General features: G+C 31.5%; 24 protein-coding genes. 13 read left to right on the top strand and 11 right to left on the bottom strand.

Annotated features, from left to right (window positions below):
- Positions 1-16 precede the first annotated feature (16 nt).
- The 6 genes from RHP49_11510 to RHP49_11485 all read left to right on the top strand — a co-directional run bounded on the left by RHP49_11510 (position 17) and on the right by RHP49_11485 (position 5319).
- A complete protein-coding gene (locus RHP49_11510; protein ID WNH11530.1) occupies positions 17-703 on the top strand; it encodes a hypothetical protein in 687 nt (228 codons plus the stop codon).
- Positions 703-1908, top strand: a complete 1206-nt coding sequence (locus RHP49_11505; protein WNH11529.1) for a DUF4350 domain-containing protein — start codon at positions 703-705, stop codon at positions 1906-1908. The genes RHP49_11510 and RHP49_11505 overlap by 1 nt, the downstream gene beginning before the upstream one ends.
- Before the next feature lie 2 nt (positions 1909-1910).
- On the top strand, positions 1911-2978 hold the full coding sequence (locus RHP49_11500) for a MoxR family ATPase (GenBank protein WNH11528.1): 1068 nt from the start codon (positions 1911-1913) through the stop codon (positions 2976-2978).
- A gap of 64 nt (positions 2979-3042) precedes the next feature.
- On the top strand, positions 3043-3402 hold the full coding sequence (locus RHP49_11495) for a DUF805 domain-containing protein (protein ID WNH11527.1): 360 nt from the start codon (positions 3043-3045) through the stop codon (positions 3400-3402).
- A gap of 1 nt (position 3403) precedes the next feature.
- A complete protein-coding gene (locus RHP49_11490) occupies positions 3404-3940 on the top strand; it encodes a YcxB family protein (protein WNH11526.1) in 537 nt (178 codons plus the stop codon).
- 47 nt (positions 3941-3987) lie between these two features.
- The gene (locus RHP49_11485) at positions 3988-5319 is read left to right on the top strand and encodes a DUF58 domain-containing protein (GenBank protein WNH11525.1); all 1332 of its coding nucleotides are present in this window, start codon (positions 3988-3990) and stop codon (positions 5317-5319) included.
- A gap of 58 nt (positions 5320-5377) precedes the next feature.
- On the opposite strand, the gene RHP49_11480 is transcribed toward RHP49_11485, so the two are convergent.
- Positions 5378-5857: a Dps family protein gene (locus RHP49_11480; protein ID WNH11524.1), complete on the bottom strand. Its 480-nt coding sequence runs from the start codon at positions 5855-5857 to the stop codon at positions 5378-5380.
- Between the two features lie 106 nt (positions 5858-5963).
- On the opposite strand from RHP49_11480, the gene RHP49_11475 reads away from it, so the two are divergent.
- Positions 5964-6908, top strand: a complete 945-nt coding sequence (locus RHP49_11475) for a LysR substrate-binding domain-containing protein (protein WNH11523.1) — start codon at positions 5964-5966, stop codon at positions 6906-6908.
- 88 nt (positions 6909-6996) lie between these two features.
- On the opposite strand, the gene RHP49_11470 is transcribed toward RHP49_11475, so the two are convergent.
- From RHP49_11470 to RHP49_11460, 3 genes are all read right to left on the bottom strand, one after another.
- Entirely contained in the window at positions 6997-7194 is a 198-nt protein-coding gene (locus RHP49_11470; protein WNH11522.1) for a hypothetical protein, read from the bottom strand.
- Positions 7195-7314: 120 nt separating this feature from the next.
- Entirely contained in the window at positions 7315-8115 is an 801-nt protein-coding gene (locus RHP49_11465; protein WNH11521.1) for a TIGR00266 family protein, read from the bottom strand.
- A 291-nt stretch (positions 8116-8406) separates the two neighbouring features.
- Positions 8407-8868 carry a DUF4442 domain-containing protein gene (locus RHP49_11460; GenBank protein ID WNH11520.1) on the bottom strand — a complete coding sequence of 154 codons (462 nt, stop codon included), beginning with the start codon at positions 8866-8868 and terminating at the stop codon, positions 8407-8409.
- A 142-nt stretch (positions 8869-9010) separates the two neighbouring features.
- On the opposite strand from RHP49_11460, the gene RHP49_11455 reads away from it, so the two are divergent.
- The 5 genes from RHP49_11455 to RHP49_11435 all read left to right on the top strand — a co-directional run bounded on the left by RHP49_11455 (position 9011) and on the right by RHP49_11435 (position 12808).
- Positions 9011-9457, top strand: a complete 447-nt coding sequence (locus RHP49_11455; protein ID WNH11519.1) for a DUF4870 domain-containing protein — start codon at positions 9011-9013, stop codon at positions 9455-9457.
- Between the two features lie 70 nt (positions 9458-9527).
- The gene (locus tag RHP49_11450) at positions 9528-9869 is read left to right on the top strand and encodes a PadR family transcriptional regulator (GenBank protein ID WNH11518.1); all 342 of its coding nucleotides are present in this window, start codon (positions 9528-9530) and stop codon (positions 9867-9869) included.
- Positions 9866-10462: a PspC domain-containing protein gene (locus RHP49_11445; GenBank protein ID WNH11517.1), complete on the top strand. Its 597-nt coding sequence runs from the start codon at positions 9866-9868 to the stop codon at positions 10460-10462. Before RHP49_11450 ends, RHP49_11445 begins: the two co-directional genes overlap by 4 nt.
- Positions 10463-10608: 146 nt before the next feature.
- Entirely contained in the window at positions 10609-11988 is a 1380-nt protein-coding gene (locus tag RHP49_11440) for a hypothetical protein (protein ID WNH11516.1), read from the top strand.
- Positions 11989-12079: 91 nt separating this feature from the next.
- Positions 12080-12808 (top strand): head GIN domain-containing protein, encoded by a 729-nt coding sequence (locus RHP49_11435; GenBank protein WNH11515.1) that lies wholly within the window; start codon positions 12080-12082, stop codon positions 12806-12808.
- Positions 12809-12892: 84 nt separating this feature from the next.
- Here RHP49_11435 and uxuA read toward each other — a convergent pair whose 3' ends face one another.
- Together uxuA and RHP49_11425 are read right to left on the bottom strand one after the other, a co-directional pair.
- Positions 12893-14071, bottom strand: a complete 1179-nt coding sequence (uxuA, locus tag RHP49_11430; protein ID WNH14416.1) for a mannonate dehydratase — start codon at positions 14069-14071, stop codon at positions 12893-12895.
- 188 nt (positions 14072-14259) lie between these two features.
- Positions 14260-15087 (bottom strand): SDR family oxidoreductase, encoded by an 828-nt coding sequence (locus RHP49_11425; GenBank protein ID WNH11514.1) that lies wholly within the window; start codon positions 15085-15087, stop codon positions 14260-14262.
- A 157-nt stretch (positions 15088-15244) separates the two neighbouring features.
- On the opposite strand from RHP49_11425, the gene RHP49_11420 reads away from it, so the two are divergent.
- Positions 15245-16333, top strand: a complete 1089-nt coding sequence (locus RHP49_11420) for a substrate-binding domain-containing protein (protein WNH11513.1) — start codon at positions 15245-15247, stop codon at positions 16331-16333.
- On the opposite strand, the gene RHP49_11415 is transcribed toward RHP49_11420, so the two are convergent.
- The 5 genes from RHP49_11415 to RHP49_11395 form a co-directional block, all read right to left on the bottom strand.
- On the bottom strand, positions 16330-18282 hold the full coding sequence (locus RHP49_11415; protein ID WNH11512.1) for a sialate O-acetylesterase: 1953 nt from the start codon (positions 18280-18282) through the stop codon (positions 16330-16332). The two genes, RHP49_11420 and RHP49_11415, sit on opposite strands and share 4 nt — an antisense overlap.
- 12 nt (positions 18283-18294) lie before the next feature.
- Positions 18295-19803: an alpha-L-fucosidase gene (locus RHP49_11410; protein WNH11511.1), complete on the bottom strand. Its 1509-nt coding sequence runs from the start codon at positions 19801-19803 to the stop codon at positions 18295-18297.
- Positions 19804-19810: 7 nt separating this feature from the next.
- Positions 19811-21802, bottom strand: a complete 1992-nt coding sequence (locus tag RHP49_11405; GenBank protein WNH11510.1) for a beta-galactosidase — start codon at positions 21800-21802, stop codon at positions 19811-19813.
- Between the two features lie 216 nt (positions 21803-22018).
- Entirely contained in the window at positions 22019-23527 is a 1509-nt protein-coding gene (locus RHP49_11400) for a cellulase family glycosylhydrolase (GenBank protein WNH11509.1), read from the bottom strand.
- A gap of 1 nt (position 23528) precedes the next feature.
- Positions 23529-25784 (bottom strand): glycoside hydrolase family 3 C-terminal domain-containing protein, encoded by a 2256-nt coding sequence (locus RHP49_11395; protein WNH11508.1) that lies wholly within the window; start codon positions 25782-25784, stop codon positions 23529-23531.
- Positions 25785-25786: the final 2 nt, after the last annotated feature.

Below are 25786 nucleotides of genomic sequence, written 5' to 3'. Positions count from 1 at the left end.
TATATCTGTCTTACTTTTGATAATCGCAAATTATCAAACAGCGTCTTGTTCTTCTAATTTTCAAGAACCAGAACAAATAAGACAATTTGATGACGACTTTAAAGACCACTACTCTGGTAGTAAATATAATTACGAAGGCAAAAAAATAGTTGGAGAAACCCCAAGCGGTTCTGGTAAATATGAAGATTACCAAAACAAGAAACCCCGCATAAAAGAAGACAATGATTCTAATAGTTTCAGCATGAATCTAGGCCCTTTAGCTTGGTTATTTTATGCAGCTTTAGTTATTGCAGTTGCTTACTTGGTTTACATTCTATTTAATGAAGGTGGTTCTGGATTATTCTCATCTAAACAACATCAAAAAATTAATAATTATGAAGACATAACGGCAGAAAATATTGAAAACGCGAATATATCCTCATTAATTAAAAATGCTGAAAACAGCAATGATTACAGGCTTGCTATCCGCTTTTACTATCTGCTTGTATTAAAAAACTTAAGCTTAAAAAATTATATAAAATTTGAAGACGACAAAACCAATGCAGAGTACTTAAACGAAATTAACAGCAGACCTTTTAGTGATACATTTGCATACACATCATATTTGTACAACTATATCTGGTATGGCGAATTTCCTTTAGATGCTAACCAGTATAACAATGCTAAAAGTAATTTCGAAACCCTTTTAAAGCATATTAAATAATGAAAAAAGCACTGCCTATAGTTTTCGTTATTGCCGCTTTAATTGTTACAGCTGCCATTGCCATAGGTATTAAAAACACTAAAACGGTAGATTGGGAAGAATCTTTTAATGAAAAAAGTAACAAGCCTTATGGCGTAAGTGTTTTTTATAAAGAATTATCAAACCTTTTTAAAGATCAGAAAATTAGAACCGTTTACCACCAACCTGCTAGTTATTTAAGAGCAAATTCTGAAGGTGGTTATGGCGAACATGTTGCAGAAGGCAGTTTTATTATTATTGGGAATTCTGATTATTTAACAGACGAATCGGTTGATGAATTATTAAACTTTGCCGATAACGGTAATACTGTTTTTATATCAGATTATTACTTCACCCAAAAAATTCATGACACTCTAGATGTTAGTGTTGATTATATTGAAAATGAAAGAGATAGTATTTCATATTTATCACTAAAACATATTAATATTGAAGCTGTTAAAATTGATAAAAATGCTAGCGATCAATATTTTTCAGAATATGATTCTATAAATCATATCGTCTTAGGATATTCAAAAATTGATTACAAACACGTTAATTTTATTAAAGTTCCTTTTGGAAAAGGATCTATTTACTTGCATTTAGAACCCAAAGCCTTTACAAACTATAACCTTTTAAAAGAAGATAGATATAAATATGTTGAAGGTATTATATCGTATTTACCAGAAAATAATATCTATTTTGATTCATACACAAAAATACAAACAGGTTATAATGGTGATGTAGAAAAAGAATCAAATTTGAGTTGGTTTTTAGAACAACTCTCATTTAGATGGGCTTGGTATACAGCACTTATTTTTGGGCTACTATTCATGATTTTCAATGCTAAACGCAGGCAGCGTATTATTAAAATTATAAAACCATTACAAAACACAACAATAGCTTTTGTTAAAACAATATCGAATTTATATTTTGAAACTCAAGATCATAAAAACTTAATAGATAAAAAAATAACGTACTTTTTAGAAAAAATAAGAAGCGATTTTAATATCGATACCACAATCTTAAATGATGATTTCATTCAGAAATTAACATCTAAAACAGGAAAGAAAAAAGAAGACGTGAAAAAATTGATTGATTTTATAAATTGGTTACGAACTAAAAATGAGTTTTTTGAAGACAACTTAATAAAATTAAACAGACACATAGAAGCATTTTATTCAAAATAATTATGGACGAAAATAAAGAACCACAAAACCAGCCAGAATCAACACTAAAAGAAGATGTTGTAGCATCTATTGATAGTAGTGCATTGGAAGATACTAATAATTTACAATTTGAAAACAGATTGGATTTATCTGAACTCCAACAAAGTGTTCAAAAAATAAAAGACGAAGTTGGTAAAGTTATAGTGGGGCAAAAAGATATGGTCGACATGCTTATTGCATCGCTTTTAGCAAAAGGACACGCTTTAATAGAGGGCGTACCTGGAGTTGCAAAAACAGTGACAGCAAAATTATTGGCCAAGTCGTTAAGTGTTGGGTTTAGTCGTATTCAATTCACACCAGATTTAATGCCAAGTGATATATTAGGAACCTCGGTTTTTAATTTAAAAGATTCTGAATTCGAATTTAAAAAAGGTCCTATTTTCTCTAACATGATTCTAATTGACGAAATTAACCGAGCGCCAGCCAAAACACAAGCAGCTCTGTTTGAAGTTATGGAAGAACAGCAAATAACCATAGATGGTAACCAATACAAACTCAATGCTCCATTTATAGTATTAGCCACCCAAAACCCTATTGAACAAGAAGGAACTTACCGTTTACCAGAAGCACAATTAGACCGGTTTTTATTTAAAATAGATGTAGATTATCCAAATTTAGAAGAAGAAATTGAAATCATTTCTAGAGAACACCTTCTAAAAGAAAAAATAAAAACAGATGAAATCATATCCTTTTTAACAGGAGATCAAGTCGTTAATTTTCAAAACTTAGTAAGCCAAGTTTTAGTAGAACAGCATTTACTTAAATACATAGCAGAACTTATTGTAGCGACACGTAATAATCAGTTTTTATATTTAGGAGCATCGCCAAGAGCATCTATTGCCATTCTAAAATCTAGTAAAGCTTTTGCAGCCATGAGTGGACGCGATTTTGTAACGCCTGAAGATATAAAACGTGCAGCCATTCCTGTTTTACACCACAGAGTTATTGTAACGCCTGAACGGGAAATGGAAGGTGTAACAAGCAAGCAAATTATTAAACAAATTATTGAAACTGTTGAGATACCGAGGTAGTTTTCAGTTGGCAGTGTGCAGTAAATCATTTGTTATATCTATTAACTTTTAACAAATAAAAAATATGTTTAAAAAACCATTTTCATTTAAAGGAAGAATAAGAAGAACCGAATACGGACTAAGTTATTTGATATACGTTATTATAGGTATTGGCGTAGGTGCTTTAACCTCAGAATTTGGTCAACTATCGCCATTTATTTTAATGCTAATTTGGATCCCATTATATTGGTTCTTATTGTCTCAAGGAGCGAAACGCTGTCATGACAGAGGAAATAGTGGTTGGTATCAAATCATTCCTTTTTATGCGCTTTGGATGCTTTTTGCTGATAGTGAAGTAGGATCAAATGAATATGGAGACAACCCAAAAGGTATTGGTAATGGTAGTGAAATTGATGACATAGGAAAAGCTATTGAAAACGAATAATATGACATTAGAATATTCTTTAACAAACGATGATTTTTTAGAACATCAACTTTACGAAGCCTCAAAATCAAAACGCATCAAAAGTAAAAGGTTTAAAATAAGAATAATCAATCCTGTTCTTTTTATAATCTTGGGAATATTTTCATATCTATCAGACAATAAACTTTTTTTCCCTTTAATAATGTTAGTGTTTGCCGTTTTATGGTTTTTTTTATACCCCATTAGGGCAAAAAAAAATCATATAAAACATTATAAAAATCACATTAAAGATAACTATAAAAATAGGATAGATAAGTTAGTAAAATTAGAATTTAATGAAAATTATATTCACATGCATGATGATACAAGTGAAAGTAAAATTAAGACTTCAGAAATAAAATCATTAATAGAATTAAAAAATCATTTTCTGCTAAAACTCAATACAGATATGTCTTTAATTATCCCTAAAAGAGTTATTGAAAATGTAAATGTTTTTAAGGAAAAAATATCAGAATTAAAAACCCCTATAATTGACGAATTAAATTGGACTTTTAAATAAAAAAATCAACACCTAAACAAAAACAAATCAACATATAAACAGCTTTAATGAAATTCTTTAAACCATTTTACATACAACCACGTTTTTTCTATGCTGGCATTGGCATTGTGGTTTTGTTTGCTTTAAGCTATTTCATTCCTATAGTATTCAATATTGCACAACTTTCTATTTTAGTTTTAATTCTACTATTTACTTTAGATTTTCTAATGGTATTTATTGGAAAAAATAAAGTTGAAGCCACACGAATTTTACCTGACAAATTTTCAAATGGTGATAAAAACCAAATAGAATTAAACATTACAAATAACTACCCTATTTTAATTTATATAGAAGTTATTGATGAAGTGCCCGAGCAATTTCAAATGCGTGATTTTAAAATTAAAGCATCTATTGCGTCTCGTAAAACGAAGTCTATTCAATACCATTTAAAACCTACCGAACGTGGCGAATATCACTTTGGTAACTTAAATATTTATGCTTGTTCTATTTTAAATCTGGTCGCTAAACGGTTTACGTTTAATAATGGCGCTATGGTGCCTACATACCCAAGTTTTAAGCAGTTAAAAAAGTTTGAACTATTAAATATTAATCAGAATTCTTTAGAATACGGACTTAAAAAAGTACGCCGATTAGGACATTCTATGGAATTTGAGCAAATAAAAGATTACGTTTTAGGCGACGATTTACGTACCATAAACTGGAAAGCTACTGCAAAGCGAAACCAGTTAATGGTGAATCAATTTCAAGATGAAAAATCGCAACCTGTCTATTCTATTATAGATAAAGGGCGTATTATGAAAATGCCTTTTAATGGTTTAAGTCTTTTAGATTACGCTATTAATGCCACATTAGTAATTAGCAATATTGTACTTAAAAAACACGATAAAGCAGGCATGTTTTCTTTTTCTAAACGTATTGAAAATATAGTAGTTGCCGAAAGAAGAAGCTCGCAAATGCAATTGATTCTAGAGTCGTTGTATAATGTAAAAACCGATTTTTTTGAAAGTGATTTTAGCCGATTATACGCCAGTATCAAACGACACATCACGAATAGAAGTCTTATATTAATGTATACCAATTTTGAAACTTTAGACGGATTAAACAGGCAATTACCCTATTTAAAAGCTATTGCCAAAAGTCATTTACTAGTTGTTATATTCTTTAAAAATACCGAATTAGATATATTAATAAAAAGCAAAGCAGAAACCGTACAACAAGTATATGACAAAGTAATTGCCGAAAAATTTGATTTTGAGAAACGCCTGATTGTTAACGAACTTAAAAAATATGGTATACACTCGATACTTACCACTCCTGAAAGCCTTACAGTAGATACCATTAACAAATATCTAGAAATTAAGGCTAGAGGTTTATTATAAAAAAAGACCTTAAAAATGAATTCAAGGTCTTTTTTACTATTAATAAGTTTTGTGAAAATTACATGGTTTCACTTAACCATGCTTTCATCATCCAAACCGTTTTTTCTTGCTCAGTAATAAAATCGCTCATCATTGAGTTCGTTCCTTCATCATTGGCATCAGCAGATTTTTCTAAAATAACACGCTCTATTTTTAATAATTCTGATAAAGAATCAACAATTAAAACAATTGCTTTTTCATCTTGCGAAATATTTTTTCCAACAGGCACTTGTGCTTTAGCTGCATAATCCTGAAAAGTATGCAAAGGTGTTTCTCCCAAAGTTAAAATACGCTCAGCAATTAAATCTACTTTCATATTTGCATCGGTATATAGCTCTTCAAACTTTACATGTAAATCAAAAAAACGCTTACCTTTAATATTCCAATGTATACCTCTTAAATTTTGATAATATAATTGAAAATTAGCTAATAAATTATTTAAATCGTCAGCTAATTCTTTAGTTTTTACAGTATCTAAACCTATACTATTTAGTATCATAATAATATTCTTTTTTTATTTATTACAAATTTAATCTATAATTAACCGCTTAAACTATAAATTTTATTGATAGTTTTTATATTTTTATAGCCTAAATTGATAACTCATGACTATTACACAATTATACTATGTTCTGGCTGTTGCCGAAAATCAAAACTTTACTAAAGCTGCAGAAAAATGTTTCGTTACACAACCTACATTAAGTATGCAAATTCAAAAGTTAGAAGATGAACTAAGCATTCAAATTTTTGACAGAAGTAAAAAACCCATCGAACTTACAGATGTGGGCAGAAAAATAGTAACTCAAGCACGAAATATTGTAAATGAATCTTATAGAATTCAAGACATCGTCGATCAGCAAAAAGGATTTATTGGCGGTGAGTTTAAACTAGGCATCATACCTACTATAATGCCTACTTTACTACCTATGTTTTTAAAAACATTTATAAAGAAGCACCCCAAAGTAAAACTTAAAATTGAAGAATTAACTACTGAAGAAATAATTAACAGAATTAAAGATGGACATTTAGATGCCGCTATAGCTGCAACGCCTTTAGAAAACGAGAATATTAAAGAGCGTGTACTTTTCTTTGAACCCTTTGTATGTTATATTCCTAAAGAACATAGACTTCATACGAACAAAAAAATTAACATATCAGACTTAGATATTAGTGATATGCTACTTCTTGAAGACGGGCATTGTTTTAGAGATGGTGTAATTAACTTGTGTAAAGCGTTTAAAAATCATGAAGATGATAAATTTCAACTAGAAAGTGGTAGTATTGAAACACTTGTAAAACTTTCAAATGAAGGGCTAGGTATGACACTGCTTCCTTATTTACACACTTTAGATATAAATGATAAAGAAAAAGAAAACTTACATTATTTTATTGAACCGTCACCAGCAAGAGAAGTTAGTATTATTTATCATAAAAGTGAATTGAAAATGCAAATTGTAGAAGCATTACAAGATGTTATTGCTGGCATTATAAGAGGCGCTATTGCTTTTCAAAATGTGAAAATTATAAGTCCGTTACCAAATAAACGTTAATAAGATTTTATTAAAACTAAATTACCCTCAGCATAAGAACCAAGGGAAATTATTTTCAATAAAAAAAGCGACCAAAAGGTCGCTTTTTTTATGGTTTTAAATAAATTAAACATTGGTTTAATTCTGGGTTTTGCTGTACGATAGAATGAATAAAAATTTTAAGCTCTTCAATCTCATAAGGTAGTAAACGTTCTACTGCCTTTTGTACTTCTTTGCAAAACAACGTAGCATCAAAACTAACTTTTTTAAGTACAGTTTTAGTATACTCAAGCATTGCTCTTGCCATAATACTATTTGGATTTTGGTTTAAATTAAAAGTAGATTTATTTATAGGCGTTAGGTTTTTTTAACATCTAAATTTAAGCAAAAATTAAATTGATTTACGGTTTTATATAAACTTTAACAATTAAAATCGATTATCTCCATCCAGTAAATCTCCTAAACCTCCTAAAACACTACCCTCTCCTTTACTTTTCCCTCCGCTCCTAGTTGCCGAAGCTAAAACTCTACCCGCTAATCTACTAAATGGCAAAGACTGTATATAAACCGTTCCAGGTCCTTGTAATTTAGCAAAAAACAAACCTTCACCACCAAACACCGTATTTTTTATACCTCCTACAAATTCAATATCATAGTCTACTGTTTGATCGAAACCTACAATACAACCTGTGTCTACTCGTAATATTTCTCCAGCAAGCAACTCTTTTTTAGCCATAGTGCCTCCTGCATGAACAAATGCCATACCATCGCCTTCAAGCTTTTGCATAACAAACCCTTCGCCACCAAAAAGTCCGCGTCCTAACTTTTTAGAAAACTCAATACCGATACTAACACCCTTTGCTGCACATAGAAAAGCATCTTTCTGACAAATAAATTTTCCTCCAAATTGAGCTAAATCAATAGGGATAATTTTACCAGGATATGGCGATGCAAAAGACACATTTCGTTTACCTATTAAATCATTATAAAAAGCTGTCATAAACAAACTTTCACCTGTTAGTATACGCTTACCTGCTCCTAATATTTTACCTAAAAAGCCACTATCATTTTTAGAACCATCTCCAAAAATAGTTTCCATTTTAATGCCATCGTCCATCATCATAAAACTACCTGCCTCGGCAACCACACCTTCTTGTGGGTCTAGTTCTATTTCTACATACTGCATTTCTTCGCCGTAAATTCTATAGTCTATTTCATGTGCTGTCATTTTATTATGTTTTTGTTGATTCGTTTATATGTTGAAATATTTAGCTATTTGTTACAAAGTTTTTAAAATTCTAATAAAAAAGTTACACGGAGTTTCGCAGAGGTTACACAGAGATGCACGGAGGATTTATTACTAATAAACAATTTCTATGAATCTTAGTTAGTTTCTCGGTATCACTCTGTTTTGTAACTTATTAATTTTAAGAACTGTTTACTTAAAAATGATATTCGCGCAAAGGCGCTAAGACCTAAAGTATAAACGATAATTATTTTACTGCTTACTGAATACTGCCTACTGCTTACTTCTAACCTTAACACTCCACTCAAAATTAAAAGTAGCAACAACAACACCTTCTTCATTGACACCAACAGACTCCATCCAAAGGGTTTGCCCCTCACCTGTTTCAATCGTTTTGTTTAATGCGTCATTAATTAAGTTTCCATCTTTACAAGTAAATGTTATTCTTCCTGTCGCTTTTTTTGTGAACACCGATTTATTAGACGTTACTAACATAGAAATACGTTTACCAGATTCTTGAATCTTAGCTAACATTAACACTCCAGTAGTAAGTTCTGCTGCCATACCCTGAACAGCCCAAAACATAGATTTAAATGGGTTTTGATTGATCCATCTATGTTTAACAGTTACCACACAGGTATCATTAGTAATAGATTTAACTCTCACTCCAGTAAAATATGCTGCAGGTAACTTAAGCATATTGAACATATTGATTTTACTAGGCGTCATCTTCATATTAGATATATTTCTATAAAAATATCGAAAATAATTCAGACTAAATAACGTTAAAATTATGTTAATTTTTAGTACTATGCGTAACAAAGTACCTTCTTTTAGACATATATTTGTATAAGATACTATTATATACTTTTAAATCATGTTAGATAATCATCAAAAAAACATAGCTACGTTCATTCATTTATCAACCTTTAGTAGGTTTATAATTCCGTTTGGAAATTTTATTGGTCCCATTATATTATGGACTGCAAATAAAGAAAAATCGGAGTTCATAGATAATCATGGTAAACAAGCTATCAATTTTCAAATGAGTATATTCCTGTATGCCATCATTTTAGGCACACTTACCATTCCGTTTTTTATATTCAAAATATTTAATGGATTAGATTTTATAGATTTTAATGGCTTTCATGATTTTCATATTAATATTGGCAAACCATCTCCCCTACTTTATATAGGTGGTGGATTAGGAGTTTTAGCCATAATAGGTTTTATTCTTGAACTAGTATTCATCGTATTAGCCAGTTTAAAAGCCAGAGATGGTGCCTATTACAAATATCCCTTTACAATCAATTTTTTAAAATAAATATACATTTCATCAATAATCAAATCAATCAAAAAATGAACAGTTTCACAATATTAAATCGCTTAAGAACATGAAGATAGAAAACACAAAAGCACAAATGCGTAAAGGGGTTTTAGAATTCTGCATATTATCGGTCTTAAAAGACGATGATGCCTATGTTGCAGAGATACTAGACACCTTAAAAGACGCGAAGTTGCTTGTGGTAGAAGGAACCATTTATCCGCTACTAACGCGCCTTAAAAACGCAGGACTTTTAAATTACAGATGGGAAGAATCTACCTCTGGACCACCAAGAAAATATTATGGTTTAACCGAAACAGGAAAACTGTTTTTAAAAGAATTAAACACCACTTGGAGTGAATTACATAATGCAGTAACTATAGTAACAAGCCAAAAAAACACAAAAAAATGAATAAAACAGTCAACATAAATTTAGCAGGTATATTTTTTCACATAGATGAAGATGCGTACTTAAAACTACAACGCTATCTTGAGGCTATAAAACGTTCATTTACTGATTCTCAAGGGCGATCTGAAATTATAGCCGATATTGAAGCACGTATTTCCGAACTTTTTAACGAACGGGTACAAAACAATAAACAAGTTATTGGGCTTAAAGAGGTAGACGAAGTGATTTCAATCATGGGACAACCAGAAGATTATTTGGTTGATGATGAAATTTTTGAAGATGAACCACAAACATCTTACAAAAGAAAAACATCTCCTTCTAGAAAACTATTTAGAGATACGGATAACTCGTATGTTGGTGGCGTTTCATCTGGTTTAGCACATTACTTTGGAATTGACGCTATTTGGATTCGTTTAGCATGGATACTGTTAGTATTTGGAGCTGGCACAGGAGTTTTACTTTATATTCTACTTTGGATATTAGTACCTGAGGCTAAAACAACTGCCGAAAAAATAATGATGACGGGCGAGCCTGTTAACATTAGTAATATTGAAAAAAAATTAAAGACGGTTTTGAAACCGTATCTGAAACGGTAAGCGATGTTGCTAAAAATGTAACCGACTCTGTATCGGGAGCTGCAAAAAATGTTTCTGATTCGGCAAAGAATATTGATTTCACCAAACAAGGAAAAAACATTAAATCTTCATCAAGAACATTTTTTGATACCATTGCAGATATTATTATGTTTTTCTTTAAAGTTTTTGCAAAATTCATTGGCATCTTACTTATTATTATTGGTGCTATTACTTTAATTTCATTAATAATTGGCTTGTTTTCTTTAGGCGTTGTAAATGTTATTCATATTCCTGGAGCAGATTTAGCCGATATATTTATAGCTAGTGGTACGCCTGTTTGGTTAGCTTCACTTTTAATATTTTTTGCAGTAGGAGTTCCATTCTTTTTCTTATTCTACTTGGGTTTAAAAATCCTTATTAACAACCTAAAATCCATAGGTAATATTGCTAAATTCACTCTATTAGGTTTGTGGCTTATGTCAATTATAGGACTTGCTATTATAGGTATTAGAGAAGCTAGCGAACATGCATTTGAAGAAAAAGTTATTGAAAAAACAGTATTACAAATAACCTCAAATGATACATTGAATATTAAAATGAAAGGGAATGATAGATATAGCACTAATTTTAACAGATCTAATGATTTTAAATTAGCTAATGATGAAAACGGAGTAAAAACACTCTATTCCTCTAATGTAGAGATTATTGTAAAATCAACATCAGATTCCATTGCGTCAATTTCAATTGAAAAAAGTGCTGACGGAAGAAATTACGATAAATCTATTGAACGTGCTAAAAGCATTGATTATGGATTCGAATTAAAAAATGGAACACTTTATTTAAATTCTTATTTAACTACAAATCCTGAAAATAAATTTAGCGATCAAGACGTAAATGTTATTTTAAATCTACCAGAGAATACTATTATAAAATTTAATAATAACACCAAATCTTATTTGATTAGTCGAAAATATGATTGGAATTTAACAACTAGAAAAGATGTAAATCATTACTTAAGAATTCTAGAAAACGATATTGAATGCTTAGACTGCCCTGTTGAAGAAAAGGAAAATTTTAAAGTAGAAGTAAACACGCCTGAAGTAAAAATTAATGAAAATGGTATAGAAATTAATTCAGACGAGAATACTATAAAAATAGATAGAAATGGTATTAAAGCTACGTCTGAAGACGTTAAAGTAAATATTGGTTCAAACGGCATAAAAATAGAATCAGAATCTAGTCTCTTTCATGTTGCCAGTTTTGATAAAGATGTAGAAGTAAGAAAATTGGCGGTCAGTAAATTGAAATCAGAGTCTAACCTATTTCATATTGCTAGTTTTGATAAAAGTGAAGAGGTAAGAAAGTTAGCTGTTGATAAAATGGAATCGGAATCTAATCTTTTTCATATAGCTAGTTTTGATAAAGAAGCTGAAGTACGAAAACTGGCAGTTAATAAAATGACTTCAAAATCTAATCTTAAGCATATTTCCAAATTTGACAAAGATTCTGAAATAAGAAAATTAGCAATCGAAAAACTAGACGAATAAAAATTAAGTACAACACTAACAACTCATCACTAAAAAACAACAAATAAGATATTTCAACCAACAAAATTCATCAATCAAAAAACGAACAATCATGACAACACTAATCAAAATTATTGTAGCTACTATATTAAGTTTAAGCCTATTATCTTGTAATTTCGATATTAATATGAACTCTGGAGTTCGAGGAAATGGTAATGTACAAACAGAAGAGCGTATTATTGACGGCGCTTTTACCACCATAAAAGCAACTGAAGGTTTAGATGTCTACCTAACACAAGACCATAATGAAAGCATCTTGGTTGAAGCAGATGAAAATTTGCACGAGCTTATTATAACAGAAGTTATAGATGGAGTTTTAAAAATACACACTAAAAAAAATATTGGTAGAGCGACTTCAAAAAAAGTAATTGTAAACTTTAAAGCTATTTCTAGTATTATTTCTACCAGTGGTAGCGATGTGTATTCAACAAATACCATAAATGCAGAAGAATTAAAACTTAAAACCACAAGTGGAAGTGATATGACTTTAGAAGTGAACACTTCTGTTTTAAACTGTAAATCTACAAGTGGTAGCGATTTAAGATTATCTGGAAAAACAGAAAGGTTAATAGCTGAAGCTACTAGTGGTAGTGATATTAAAGCTGAAAATTTAATTGCAGAATCTAGTCAGGTAAAAGCAACTAGCGGCGCAGATATTACAGTAAACACATTAAAAGAATTAACCGCTAAAGCCACCAGCGGAGGTGATATAAAATATTATGGAAATCCAGAAAAAGTTGATAAAACAGATAGTTCTTCTGGTAGTATTAGAAAGAAATAAAACCGACCTACTAATCAACCAAAAAAGGTCTTCAAATAACGATTTGAAGACCTTTTCTTTTTTATAAATTACTATTGAATATTACTAAACTAAACTTTTAGAAATTCCATATTCTAAACCTCTCAATTCTGCTAAGCCTCGTAATCTTCCAATTCCAGAATATCCTGGATTCGTTTTTTTATTTAAATCATCTAACATTTGATGACCATGATCTGGACGCATAGGAATAGCTGCATCTTTTCTTCCTGCTTCTACTCTTCTTTTTTGCTCTATTAAAACTTCTTTAATAATGCTATACATATCTACATCACCTTCTAAATGATTAGCTTCGTAAAAATTACCAGCTTCGTCACGTTGTGTACTTCTTAAATGTAAAAAATGAACACGATCTGCAAAATGCTTGAAAATTTGCACCAAATCATTATCAGCTCTTACTCCTAAAGAACCCGTACAAAAAGTAATTCCGTTAGAAATAGATGGCACTTTTTCAAATAAATACGCGTAATCTGCTTCTGTACTCACCACTCTTGGTAGACCTAAAATAGGATATGGTGGATCATCTGGATGAATACACATTAACACCTCATTCTCTGCCGCAATAGGAATTATTTCTTGTAAAAATGACACTAAGTTATTTCTTAATACTTCTGCACTAACATCTTTATATGTATCTAAGATGGTTTGAAATTGTTCTAGAGTATATCCCTCTTCTGCTCCTGGTAATCCAGCAATAATATTATTTATCAGGATTGTTTTTTCATCTTCATTAAGATTATCAACATAAACCTTGGCTTGTTTTTGTTGTGCTTCAGAATAACTATTTTCAGCACCTGGTCGTTTTAATAAAAACAACTCGAAAGCTGCAAAAGCAATCACATCAAACCTTAATGCTTTAGAACCATCTTCAACTTTAAAACCTAAATCGGTTCGAGTCCAATCAAGAACAGGCATAAAATTATAACAAATCACTTTGATACCACAACTTGCTAAGTTTTTTATACTTAACTTATAATTTTCTATATATGCTTGAAAATTACCAGAACGTGTTTTTATATTTTCATGTACTGGAATACTTTCAACAACACTCCAGGTAAGCCCTGCGGCTTCAATAATCGCTTTACGTTTATTAATTTCATCAATTGTCCAAACTTCTCCGTTTGAAATATGATGCAAAGCCGAAACAATACCTGTTGCTCCTGCTTGTTTTATATCTAATAATGATACAGGATCATTTGGTCCGTACCATCGCCATGTTTGTTCCATTTTCATGTGTTCTTAATTATTATTTTTTATCGGTCACATGTAACATTCATTTAATGATTTCCTTAAATATCAAAAATTTAGTTATGAATGTTTCATTGCTTATCTTTTATTTTTTTAGATTCCCCAATTCACAGGAATGACAATTTCAACTGATGCACCAAGGGAAGGCCTTGTTATATTCTCTTCAATTAAACGCCACTAAATGCACTAAATCCACCGTCAATTGGAATAACAACTCCTGTTACAAACGATGATCCTTCACCACATAACCATAAGGTTGTTCCTATTAAATCTTCTGGCTCACCAAATTTACCCATAGGAGTTTGTTCTATTATCGTGTTCCCTCTTGGTGTTAGCTCGCCTGTTTCAGTAGTTAAAAGCGTTCTGTTTTGATCTGTTAAGAAAAAACCAGGAGCTAAAGCATTTACACGAATCCCTACTTTTGAAAAATGTACTGCTAACCATTGTGTAAAATTAGAAACAGCAGCCTTTGCTCCACTATATGCTGGTATTTTTGTTAAAGGTGTAAAAGCATTCATTGATGAAATATTTAAAATACTACATCCTTTTTTACCAACCATATCTTTTGCAAAAACTTGTGTAGGAAGCAAGGTCCCTATAAAATTCAAATCAAATACAAATTTGATTCCATTAGGATCTAAATCGAAAAACGTTTTAAAACCATCGGTATCATTTTCAAGATCTTCTTCTAACAAATGCGGATTTGAAGTTGTTCCTAAAGGGTGATTGCCTCCTGCCCCATTTATTAATATATCACAAGCTCCTAACGCATCATTAACTACTTGTTTTGCAGCTATTAATGATGCCTTTTCTAACACATTGGCTTCGACTCCAATTGCGACACCTCCGTTAGCATTAATTTCACTAGCTATAGTATCGGCAGCTTCTTTTCTTAAATCTAAAACCGCTATTTTATGTCCTTCTTTGGCTAGTGCCTTTGCTAAAGTGCTACACAAAACACCTCCAGCACCTGTTAAAACGATTACTTTGCTCATTATTATAATTACTTATTTATTAGTTAAAAACTTATTTTACATGTATCATTATAGCAAATATATTAAAAAATAGTGTGCGCACACGTAAATTTAAATATTATTACTAACTTGCTTCATATTTTTTCTTAAACACAGGTTTTATTTTCTATTAAGATATATGATTACAATAAAAGACATCGCTAAAGAAGCAAACGTATCAGAAGGCACAGTAGACAGAGTTTTACATAATCGTGGTGGCGTTTCTAAAAAAACAGAAGCTAAAATTCGAGAAATCATTAAAAAAAGAAAATTCAGGGTAAACCCTGTAGCTAGTGCACTTGCATTGAAGAATAACCATAAAATTGCAACATTAATTCCAGAATATAATGACTCCGATTTATTTTGGAAATCTCCTTATTTAGGCATTCTAAAAGCAAGTGAAGATGTTAAAAATATAGGCACACAAGTAAACTGTTATACATTTAATCAATACAATGCACACGCTTACTTAAACACATTCAAAACATTACTAAAAACAAAACCAACAGCCGTTTTAATAGTCCCGATTTTTATAGAAGAAACAAAGCAAATTGTAAATGAATTAGAAAAACTAAAAATCCCATATATGTTTTTAAATATTGACATAGAAGGATTTAAGAATGAAGCTTTTATTGGTCAGGACTCATACACAGCAGGTTATATTGCTGGAAAATTAATGCACTTAAGCTTACCAGAGCAATCTAATTATTTAATCATTCAATCCAGATATAAAACGACTAAAAACAATGCTATTTCTAAAAGAATAGAAGGCTTTAACGATTACTTTTCTAAAAACAATATAAAAGAAGAAACATTAATATTAACTATTGAAAACCTGAATAACACCAAGGAAACCAAAGAAAAAATTAATTCGTTTTTAAAACTACATAAGGCTATAAAAGGCATTTTTATTCCATCAAGTAGAATACATGTTTTTGCTGATTACATCGAAAAAAATGAATTAAAAAAACTTACACTAATTGGGTTTGACAATACACCACAAAATATTGCCTGTTTAAAAAATGATACCGTTTCATTTTTAATATCTCAAAAACCTTTCGATCAAGGTTATGAATCTATTCGACTTATGGTTAACTATTTAAACAAAAAGACAATACCAAATAACAAAATCTATCTTCCTATTGATATTCTCACTAAAGAAAATGTAATCTATAATGAAAGAAATGAATTTATGTTTGAAAATGAAAACATAAATAACATGGGTTAATTTAATGAGTACTTCACATCTTTAGTAAGCATTTCCCATGTATCAGTTCTAAAAGGCGATGCTGGAAAATGTTCTTTATTATATAAATTACAATCACCTGCATCATCAGCCCAACCATAACGAATAGCAACGGGAATAGATCCATTTTTATTATAAAGAACAACTTTGTTGTCTTTTATATAAGCCTTTGCAAAATGAAAAACTTTATCTGCACCAGCAATTTCAAAACCTTTTATATACCCATATTTATCGGGAGTCATTAAACCGCTTCCAACATTATCAAAAGTGATTATAACTTTATTTTCTTTTATTTCTATAGACTTATAAGTGGGACCACTAAAAACAACATCCTCTTTATAAATATTCTTTAAAGCAATAGCTGCTAGTCTTTTACCAACATCCTGTTTATTTATTGGGTGAATATCTTTGGCATTACCAATATCAGTCGTTACAGCCATTCCCGTGTTAGAAACCGTTTGTAACGTATAAGATTGAGCTTCTCTAAGTTCTGCCCATTTACTACCTATATTACTATTGTTTCCACCAAATTCATCGTAACTTGATAATTGCACAAAATAAAAAGGGAAATGGCCTTGATTCCATTTTGCTCTCCAATCTTCAATCATTAAAGGAAATGCCTTTTTGTATTGCTCTGCTCTATTTACATTCGCTTCGCCTTGATACCACAATACCCCTTGAAATGCATAAGGAATCAACGGATTTATCATAGCATTATAAAGCAATGATGGGTAACTATTTGGAGATACTTGACTTTTTATATCAACCACATTAAATTTCCATAGACCGGCTAAAGAAATGACTGTATTTTGTGTTGTAAGTTTTAAATTTGAAGCTTCACCCCAAATACCACCACCACCAGCATAATCAAAAATTTTAATAGCAATAACATTTTTCCCTTCCTTTAAAACATGTTCAGGAATATTATAAGCTCTTTTTTCGTCGTATCTTTTAGTGGTTCCAACAAAGGTACCATTGACGTAAGTTGAATCTTGATCGTCAATTTTTGCTAATTCAAGATAGCCTTCTTTATTGGCGTCTTCTTTAGAAATGGTAATAGTTTTACGCATCCAAACGGTACCATCTAAATTAGTTAACTGTTGATTTTCCCATAGTTCTGGCGCATGCATTTCTGGCCAATTAACATCATTATATTCAATATCTTTATAAGAAGATTCGTTTTCAGCTGATACTTTAGACCCTTGTATTTTTTCTACTTTATCTGTAATCAATTGCATTTGCTTTTCTAAAAGTGAATCAATATCAATATTGGGCATTTTAGCAATCATACTTTTAAATTCATCACTTCCTTCAAAAGCACCTCTACTTGTCCAAGTTTCAACATGAGTCCCTCCCCACGAAGAATGAATAATGCCTACAGGGATTTTAAGTTCGTTATATATTTTTTTAGCAAAAAAGTATGCAACAGCTGAAAAATCACCTACTGTCGTTTTATCGCAAATTTCCCAGTTTCCTGATTTTAATTTCGATTCGGGTTTAGACCCCATATCTTTTTCAACTAAAAAATGACGAATCATAGGATAATTGGCATCCTTTAATTCTTCTTTAAAATTCATAGCTCGGTTAACAGTAAATTCCATGTTTGATTGTCCGCTACAAATCCAAACTTCACCTACTAAAACATTATTTAATGTCATCGTATTATTTCCTCTGACAGATAATGTGTAAGGTCCACCAGCTACTTCAGGCTTTAAACTAACCTTCCACGCTCCTTTTTTGTTAGCCCTTGTTTTTACAATTTGATTATTAAAACGAATAACTATTTTCTCATTAGCATCTGCCAAACCCCAAACAGGTATAGGCTTATTTCGTTGTAAAACCATACCATCTGAAAATAATAATGGTAATTCTACATTACCATATGAAAATATAGTAAAAACAAAAAATAGTAAAGAAAAGACTAACTTCATGTGTTGTAATTTTTATGATTTAGTTTCAATTTTAATAACAAAAGCTTTATTATCAATTTCTTGATTAGGTGTTTTTAAATGTAATCCATTCCCATCTATTGAAAAAGAAACTTCGCCCTTATAGCCTAACATAGAAACCTTATCTATTTTTGGAATTTGATTTTCTGAAACAGCATTTGTAAACGCAGTTAAAGTTAAAGGTTTATTATTTCCTGGCCACCCTAAAACAATAGCATAAATAACATTACCCTTTCTTGTATAGCGTAAATCTTGTGGTGTATATGTTATCTTATCTAAAAACATGCCCGACTTTTCTTGTTTGGTTGGTCCTTCTCCAAAAACTTTCCATGGTCGAGTGGCATAAATAGCTTCACCATTTGTTTTTAACCAATCTCCTATTTCTAACAATATATCTTGTTGATTTTGGGGAATAATGCCATTTGCCATTGGAGATACATTAAGCATTAAAGCACCATTTTTACTTACTACATCTGCTAATACATGAATTATTTCATCAGCCTTTTTTAATCCTAAAGTATTGGTATAACTCCAACTACCAACCGATACGGTTTCGTCTGTTAGCCAATAATCTTTAGTGATTTTGTTCATGCGCCCTTTTTCAAAATCTTCAAGACTTACAGATTTCGGAAATTCACCTTCTTTATGTGTAAACACCACTTGCTTATTTTCTTCAACTGAATTATTAAAATAATAAGCTGCAAATTCTTTTTTGTAAGACTCTGGTATTTTTTGAGTTTGACTATCGAAATAAATTAAATCTGGACTGTAATTATCAATCACTTCTTTTAGCTGACCAATCCAATCGTTATTAAACTTTTCCTTTGATATGTTACCATACATTTTGGCTAAAAGCGGGTCTTCAGAAGATGTGGCCAGTTTAGGATTATACGGAAAATACGATGTATCATTTAACCATTTTTCGGGTTGCTCTTTAAATATTTGAAGATTTCGTGCCATATGAAACGATGCTACAAACTTCATATTCTTTTTCTTAATAGCAGCACTAAGTTCTCCTAGAAGATCCCTTTTTGGCCCCATATCAACAGCATTCCACGGATTAATTTTGCTTCCCCAGTTAGACCATCCATCATGATGTTCGGCTACTAATCCTGCAAATTTAGCTCCAGATTTTTCAAAAAGATCTGCCCAAGCATTCGCATCAAATTTTTCAGCTTTAAACATAGGAACATAATCATGATACCCAAATTTTGAATGTTCACCATAGGTTTCTACATGATGCTTAAATTCATTAGAGCCTTCTATATGCATATTTCTTGCATACCAATCGTTTGCAAATGCAGGAACCGACATCACTCCCCAATGGGCGTAAATCCCGAATTTAGCATCTTTAAACCATTCGGCAGTTTCATTATAATTGGCTAACGATTCCCAATTAGCCTCGTATTTTGGTGAAACTTTTTCTGTTTTTTTTTCATTAGGCTTTTTACAACTTACTAGTCCTAATAAAACAAAAGTTAAAGTGTATATTATTTTCTTCATTCGTATACTATTTTTCTACCCAAACTGTTACACCACCAGGTTTTACGATGTCTGTCCCAATTAATATTTTAGCTTTTTTTGGTATTTCTAATTGATAATTATTTGATGAATAATTCACGGCTACCCAAAAACCATCACGCCATTGTACATAAACACCTTCTGGATAATTTTCTGTAGATATATTTGCATTACTGTATACTTTACGTAAAATATCTTTTTCTAATTGTGCATCATCCGTATCTACGCCTATATAAGTTACCGTTCCTTCACCAATTTTATTAGTAACTACAGCTGCTTTACCAGCATAAAATTGATTGGTATAAGTTGCCCATACATTTTCTGGTTTATTAGCATTTACTAAATCTGCCCAATTATTCCAGTAATATTCTGTATTGTTAATTGAAATTGTGCCTTTCATATTTGGCAATAAATGATCGAAATAATCAATTTTAGCATCAATTAACGGATATATTTTTTCTCCGTAAGCAGATTGAAATAAATGTCCGTTTTTATCTTTAACTCCCGTTCTTAAGGTTAATACAAGGTTTCCGCCTTGCTTAACATAATCTTTCCATTTTGTAATTGTGGCATCATCAACCAATTCAAAAGCAGGAATAATGACTACATTATAATCGTTTAAATCATCGTCATCATAAATAATATCTGAAGGAGCTCCAAAGGATTTACTTATTTCTAGATACTTCTGAAAAAAGGATAAAGTATTCCATTGGCTCGTTTGCCCTTGCCGACTCATACTCCATAAATTATCATAATTCCACAATAAAGCTGTTTTTCGTTTTACTAATTCTGAAGGCTTTTTAGCTTTAGGATTATATGCATCTCGTAAAATTTTCATTTCATTAATAACTTGCTTATAATCTTTTCCGCCTTGCGATAAGCTAACACCATCTAGTTTTGTAATACCACTATGATACTGTTCTGCACTGTAATTTATTTGACGATAACGGTACGAACAAGCGAATGACAAATCACCTCCAAAGCAATGATACAACCACATGCGCAAAGCTCCAGGTTGTAATAATGGATTTATATTACCCCAATTAACAAAACCTGGTTGAAGCTCCATAATACCAGATACTGTATTTTCTGGTTTAAAGAAACTTAATGCAAACGAAATTTCTTTAGGGTCTCCAAGTCTAAATCCGTTGTCACCAATATTAGCTTGCCCTTTGTTAGGGTAACTTGTAAAAGCATTGAAATCTAATTCTTTAGTACGTCTTGGGTCTGCTCCATATGTAGTGGCTGTGTAATTAGTAGTTATGTATTGATTTTTAGAAATTAGCGATCGTAATATATTGGCTTGAAAATCTAAAAAATTAGCTTGTGTATCTGCTGAATAACGCTTAAAATCTAACAAAGCATGAGGGTTAGCTCCCCACCAGCCTACATGATTAGCATTGTGTATTTTAATTTGATTGAAATCTGAATATGTTTGACTCCAAAAAGCAGTACCCCAAGCGGTGTTTAAAGCATCAATGGTTTTATATTTATTTTCTAACCACAACTTAAAGGCTTCTTGCGACGATGGACTGTAATCTTCTTTAGCCTCAGGTTCGTTATCTAATTGCCAGCCAATAACTGTTGTATTATTTCCATAGCGTTCGCCTAATTTTGAAATAATCTTCTTTGAAAAATCTTTCCAAATAGGATTACTTAACGATTGTTGTGCCCTTGTACCATGCTCTGCCCGTAAGTAATTTGAACCCATAGCATAAATTTCGGGGTGTTTTATACCCATCCACACGGGAGAAATTGCTGTTGGTGTACCTAAAATAACTTTTAATTTATATTTTGCAGCAAGGTTAATCACCTCATCTAACCATTCGAACGTATAAATACCTTCTTGAGGTTCCATGTTTATCCATGCAAATTCTGCTAGGTGAATAAATTCAAAACCTAATTCTGAAATATTTTTAATATCGCGTTCCCATTCACTATGGTTCCAATGCTCAGGATAATAGTATATGCCAATTGACATTAAATTTTCCTTTGGAAAAAATTTTGAAGCATTTTGAGCCCCAACACTTAGCGTTAAAATAAAAATGAAAAATGATTTAAAAAGAGAATGTTTCATAAATCTAAATAATATATAGTTCGTATTAGGTTGTCAAATGATTTAATAAAAGATTCTTGTTTAAAACTCCAAACAAGAATCTTAAAAAAACTAACTCAAACTAAAAACTAAATAATTCTATTAATTAAGTCCATCTATAAGTGCGTCAATTGCTTGTTGATCAGATACGGTGTTATTACTTCTATCAAAAAGACCAAAACCATTATTTCCTATACTACCTTCATCCCAATAGAATGGTAATAGACCATTTGCTTTTGCTTGTTGAACCAAATATTTTAAATAATAAGCTCTCGAATTTAAATGTAATGTTAAATCATCACCTGTTAACGTTGTATGCCTAATAGCTCCAAATTCCCCTAGAATTACGGGAATACCTTGATCTACGAACTTCGTTTTCATAGATTGAAAATAACCGTCTAATTCAGCTTCTTCTCCCCAAGTTGCATTACGCTCTGTATCTGTAGTTGAATGAAAACCTGAACCCCAATAATAAAACATTTTTCCCCATGATGCATCTTCGGTAAGTCCTGCAAATTGCCAAGGTGTATAATAATGTACTTCTGCCATCATTCTATCTGAAACAGTGTCTATTGGCAATGTTGTCATCAAATCATTGGTTTTTTCAATATCGGTAGAAGGACCTTGAACTACTAAAGTTCTGTATGCATTTTTACCTCCTGTTGCTCTAACAGCATCTACAAATGTTTGGTGATATGAGTTCAAAATAGCCATTTGTGTAGCATTTTCTACTGCGGGTTCATTAGCACTTGCAAATAATAAATGCTCATCAAAATCTCTAAAATGAGTTGCTATTTGTTCCCAAAATGCTTTTTGTTTTGCATTAACATTTACCTTATTAGTTTCACCGATATTGTTTTCTAACCATCCCCCATCCCAATGGATGTTTAATAGCGCATACATATCGTTATCAACACAATATTGAACCACATCCTTAACTCTATCCAGCCATTCTGTTTTTATTTTAGCATTAACATCGTCTGTTAAATATTGATTCCAAGAACAAGGTATTCTTACAGCATTAAAGCCATTTGCTTTAACAGCATCTATTAATTGTTTTGTAACAAGAGGATTACCCCATGCTGTTTCACTCCCTGTTGCTTCTAAACTATTACCTATATTCCAACCTAAAGTTATGTTTGCTGCAATTTCTACTGCTGTACTACTCATACCTGCGGCATCTGCAGGAATAGGGTTTGTATTATAATCTGGATAAATACCATTTGCTGAAGGTACCCCTGCTTGATTTACAGTTATTTTAACTGCAGAAACATTATTTGCATTTACAGTAATTTCAGTTGAACGCCCTACAATACTCGTGTTTTCTGATGCTGTAATTTTAACTACGGTAGCCCCTGCTGTACCTAAACTTTTGCTTAACGTTATCCAGCTTGTTCCTGAACTGCTAATTACCCATGAATCTACATTTGTAGTAATCGTTATATCCTCATTACTTTCTGTATTATCAAGATCTATACTATTTACACTGGTGGTTAAGGTATATGTAACTACTGGATCTGGATCAGTTTTTTCATCAGAAGGACTGCTTGAACTACAAGCAGAAAACACCATTAGCATTAAGCTAACAATAAGGCTATTTACTATTTTCATCTTACTCAACATTTATTTGAATTTCTTTCTTGATACTTCTAGAAGAGTTTCCTATTTTAATATTATATGTACCAGATTCTACTAGCCATTCTTTTTTAACTTCATTGTAATATGCTAATTCCTTTACAGGTAATTGTATTGTTACAAGTTCTGTGGCACCAGTTTTTACAAATACTTTTTTAAATCCTTTTAATTCTTGTGCCGCTTTTTCAACATAAGATTTTGGATCTGAAACATATAATTGAGCTACTTCTTTACCATCTGCATCTCCTGTATTTTTGATAGTAAAAGTTGCCTCAATAACATCTGATGCTTTATAGGTTTTCTTGTCTGTTTTTAAATCTGAGAACTCGAAATTTGTATATGACAATCCGTAACCAAACGGATAAAGAGGTTCTATCTTATTTGTATCAAACCAACGGTATCCAACTAAAATGCCTTCTGTATATGTTACAGATTTATCTCCAGGAAAACTATGTGTAGCATGTGCAGGTGAATCTTCAAGTTTTTTAGGCATGGTCCAAGGTAATTTACCTGAAGGGTTAATGGCACCTAACAAAACATCGGCTAAAGCATTTCCGCCTTCAGAACCATTAAACCAACTCCAAACTAATGTGGGTGATTTTTCGCTAATATCTACAATGTCGAATGGAGCACCAGCAATCATTACAACAATTGTATTAGGGTTAACCGCTCTAACTTTATTTATTAATTCTTCTTGTGCGAAAGGTAATTCTAAACTTCTACGGTCTGAGGCTTCGGTTTCATAATCACGGTTAGAACCCGCAAAAATGATAACCATATCTGATTTTTTAGCAGCATCAATAGCTTCTTGCAATTTAGCAGCATCTAATTCATCAATAGTTACAGGTCCATTTAAAGTAATATCACCTAATTTCCCTTTTTTCTTATCATCATAACGTTCTAAATAACCTTCTGCATAATTAATAGTAATAGATTCTGGCAATCTATTTTTTAAACCTTCTAAAGGTGTTACTTCTCTTTTTGTTTTTACGCCAGCTCCAAATCCGCCTAAAGCATTTTTCTTAGTGGCATTATTTCCAATAACAGCAATAGACTTTATATCTTCTAAATTTAAAGGCAATACATTGTTATCATTTTTTAACAACACAATAGATTCAGCTGCAATATCATAAGCATCTTTATAATGAGCTTCTGTTGCAATGCTACCTTTAACACGTCCTTCACCATCAATAGCTTTCACTTGAAATAATACGGTTAAAATACGTTTTACATGTTTATCAATTTCTTCTTCTGAAATATCTCCAGCTTTTGCTGCAGCAATTAACCTATCTGCTAATAGGAACTCATTAAAATTAGTTGTAGGTGTTCCCATTTCAATATCCAAGCCATTTTCTAGAGTTTTAACTGTGGAATGAACCGCAGCCCAATCTGAAACCACAACCCCTTTGAAACCCCATTCATCACGTAAAACTTTATTCAACATATAATCATTCTCACATAAATATTCGCCTCTAAACTTGTTATAAGCTCCCATTAAACTATAAGCATTCGCCTCTGTTACAGCAGCTTTATACGCAGGTAAATAAATTTCACGAAGTGTACGTTCATCAATTTGAACATCTACAAAATCACGATTGGTTTCTTGATTATTGGCAGCATAATGTTTTACACAAGCCATCACATCATTATCTTGTAAACCAATAATAAGTGGCACTGATATTTTTTTGTTTAAGAACGGGTCTTCTGTAAAATACTCATAGGTTCTTCCTCCCAATGGTGTTCTTATAATATTGATTGCAGGAGACAGTAACATGTCTTTATCTCTAGCTCTCAATTCTTGACCAACACTATTTCCAAACACATAGGCTAAATCTATATTCCAAGTGGCTGATAAACCACCTCCAGCAGGATAGTAAGTTGCAAAATCATTATCCCAACCAGCTGCTGCCCAAGAATCGCGTGAAATTTCTTCACGAACACCTAAAGGTCCATCTGCCATTTTTAATTCAGGAATTCCTAAACGTTCTACACCACCAGTAGAGAACATACTATTACCATGGAGCATACCTATTTTCTCTTCAAGTGTCATTTGAGAGATTAAAGAGTTAATCTTTGTTTCAAATTTTGAAGCATCAAATACTTTTGGTTGATATGTTTTTTCTGAAGGATTTATTGTTTCAGTTATTACTGAATCATTTTTGACTTCTTGCTTACAAGACTGAAGCGAAAAAAGTAACCCTATTGTTGTTACTACTAATATATTTTTATTCATTT

The sequence above is a fragment of the Flavobacteriaceae bacterium HL-DH10 genome (assembly GCA_031826515.1).
Taxonomy (GTDB): Bacteria; Bacteroidota; Bacteroidia; order Flavobacteriales; family Flavobacteriaceae; genus Thalassobellus; species Thalassobellus suaedae.
This window is presented reverse-complemented; position numbering and strand designations above follow the sequence as displayed.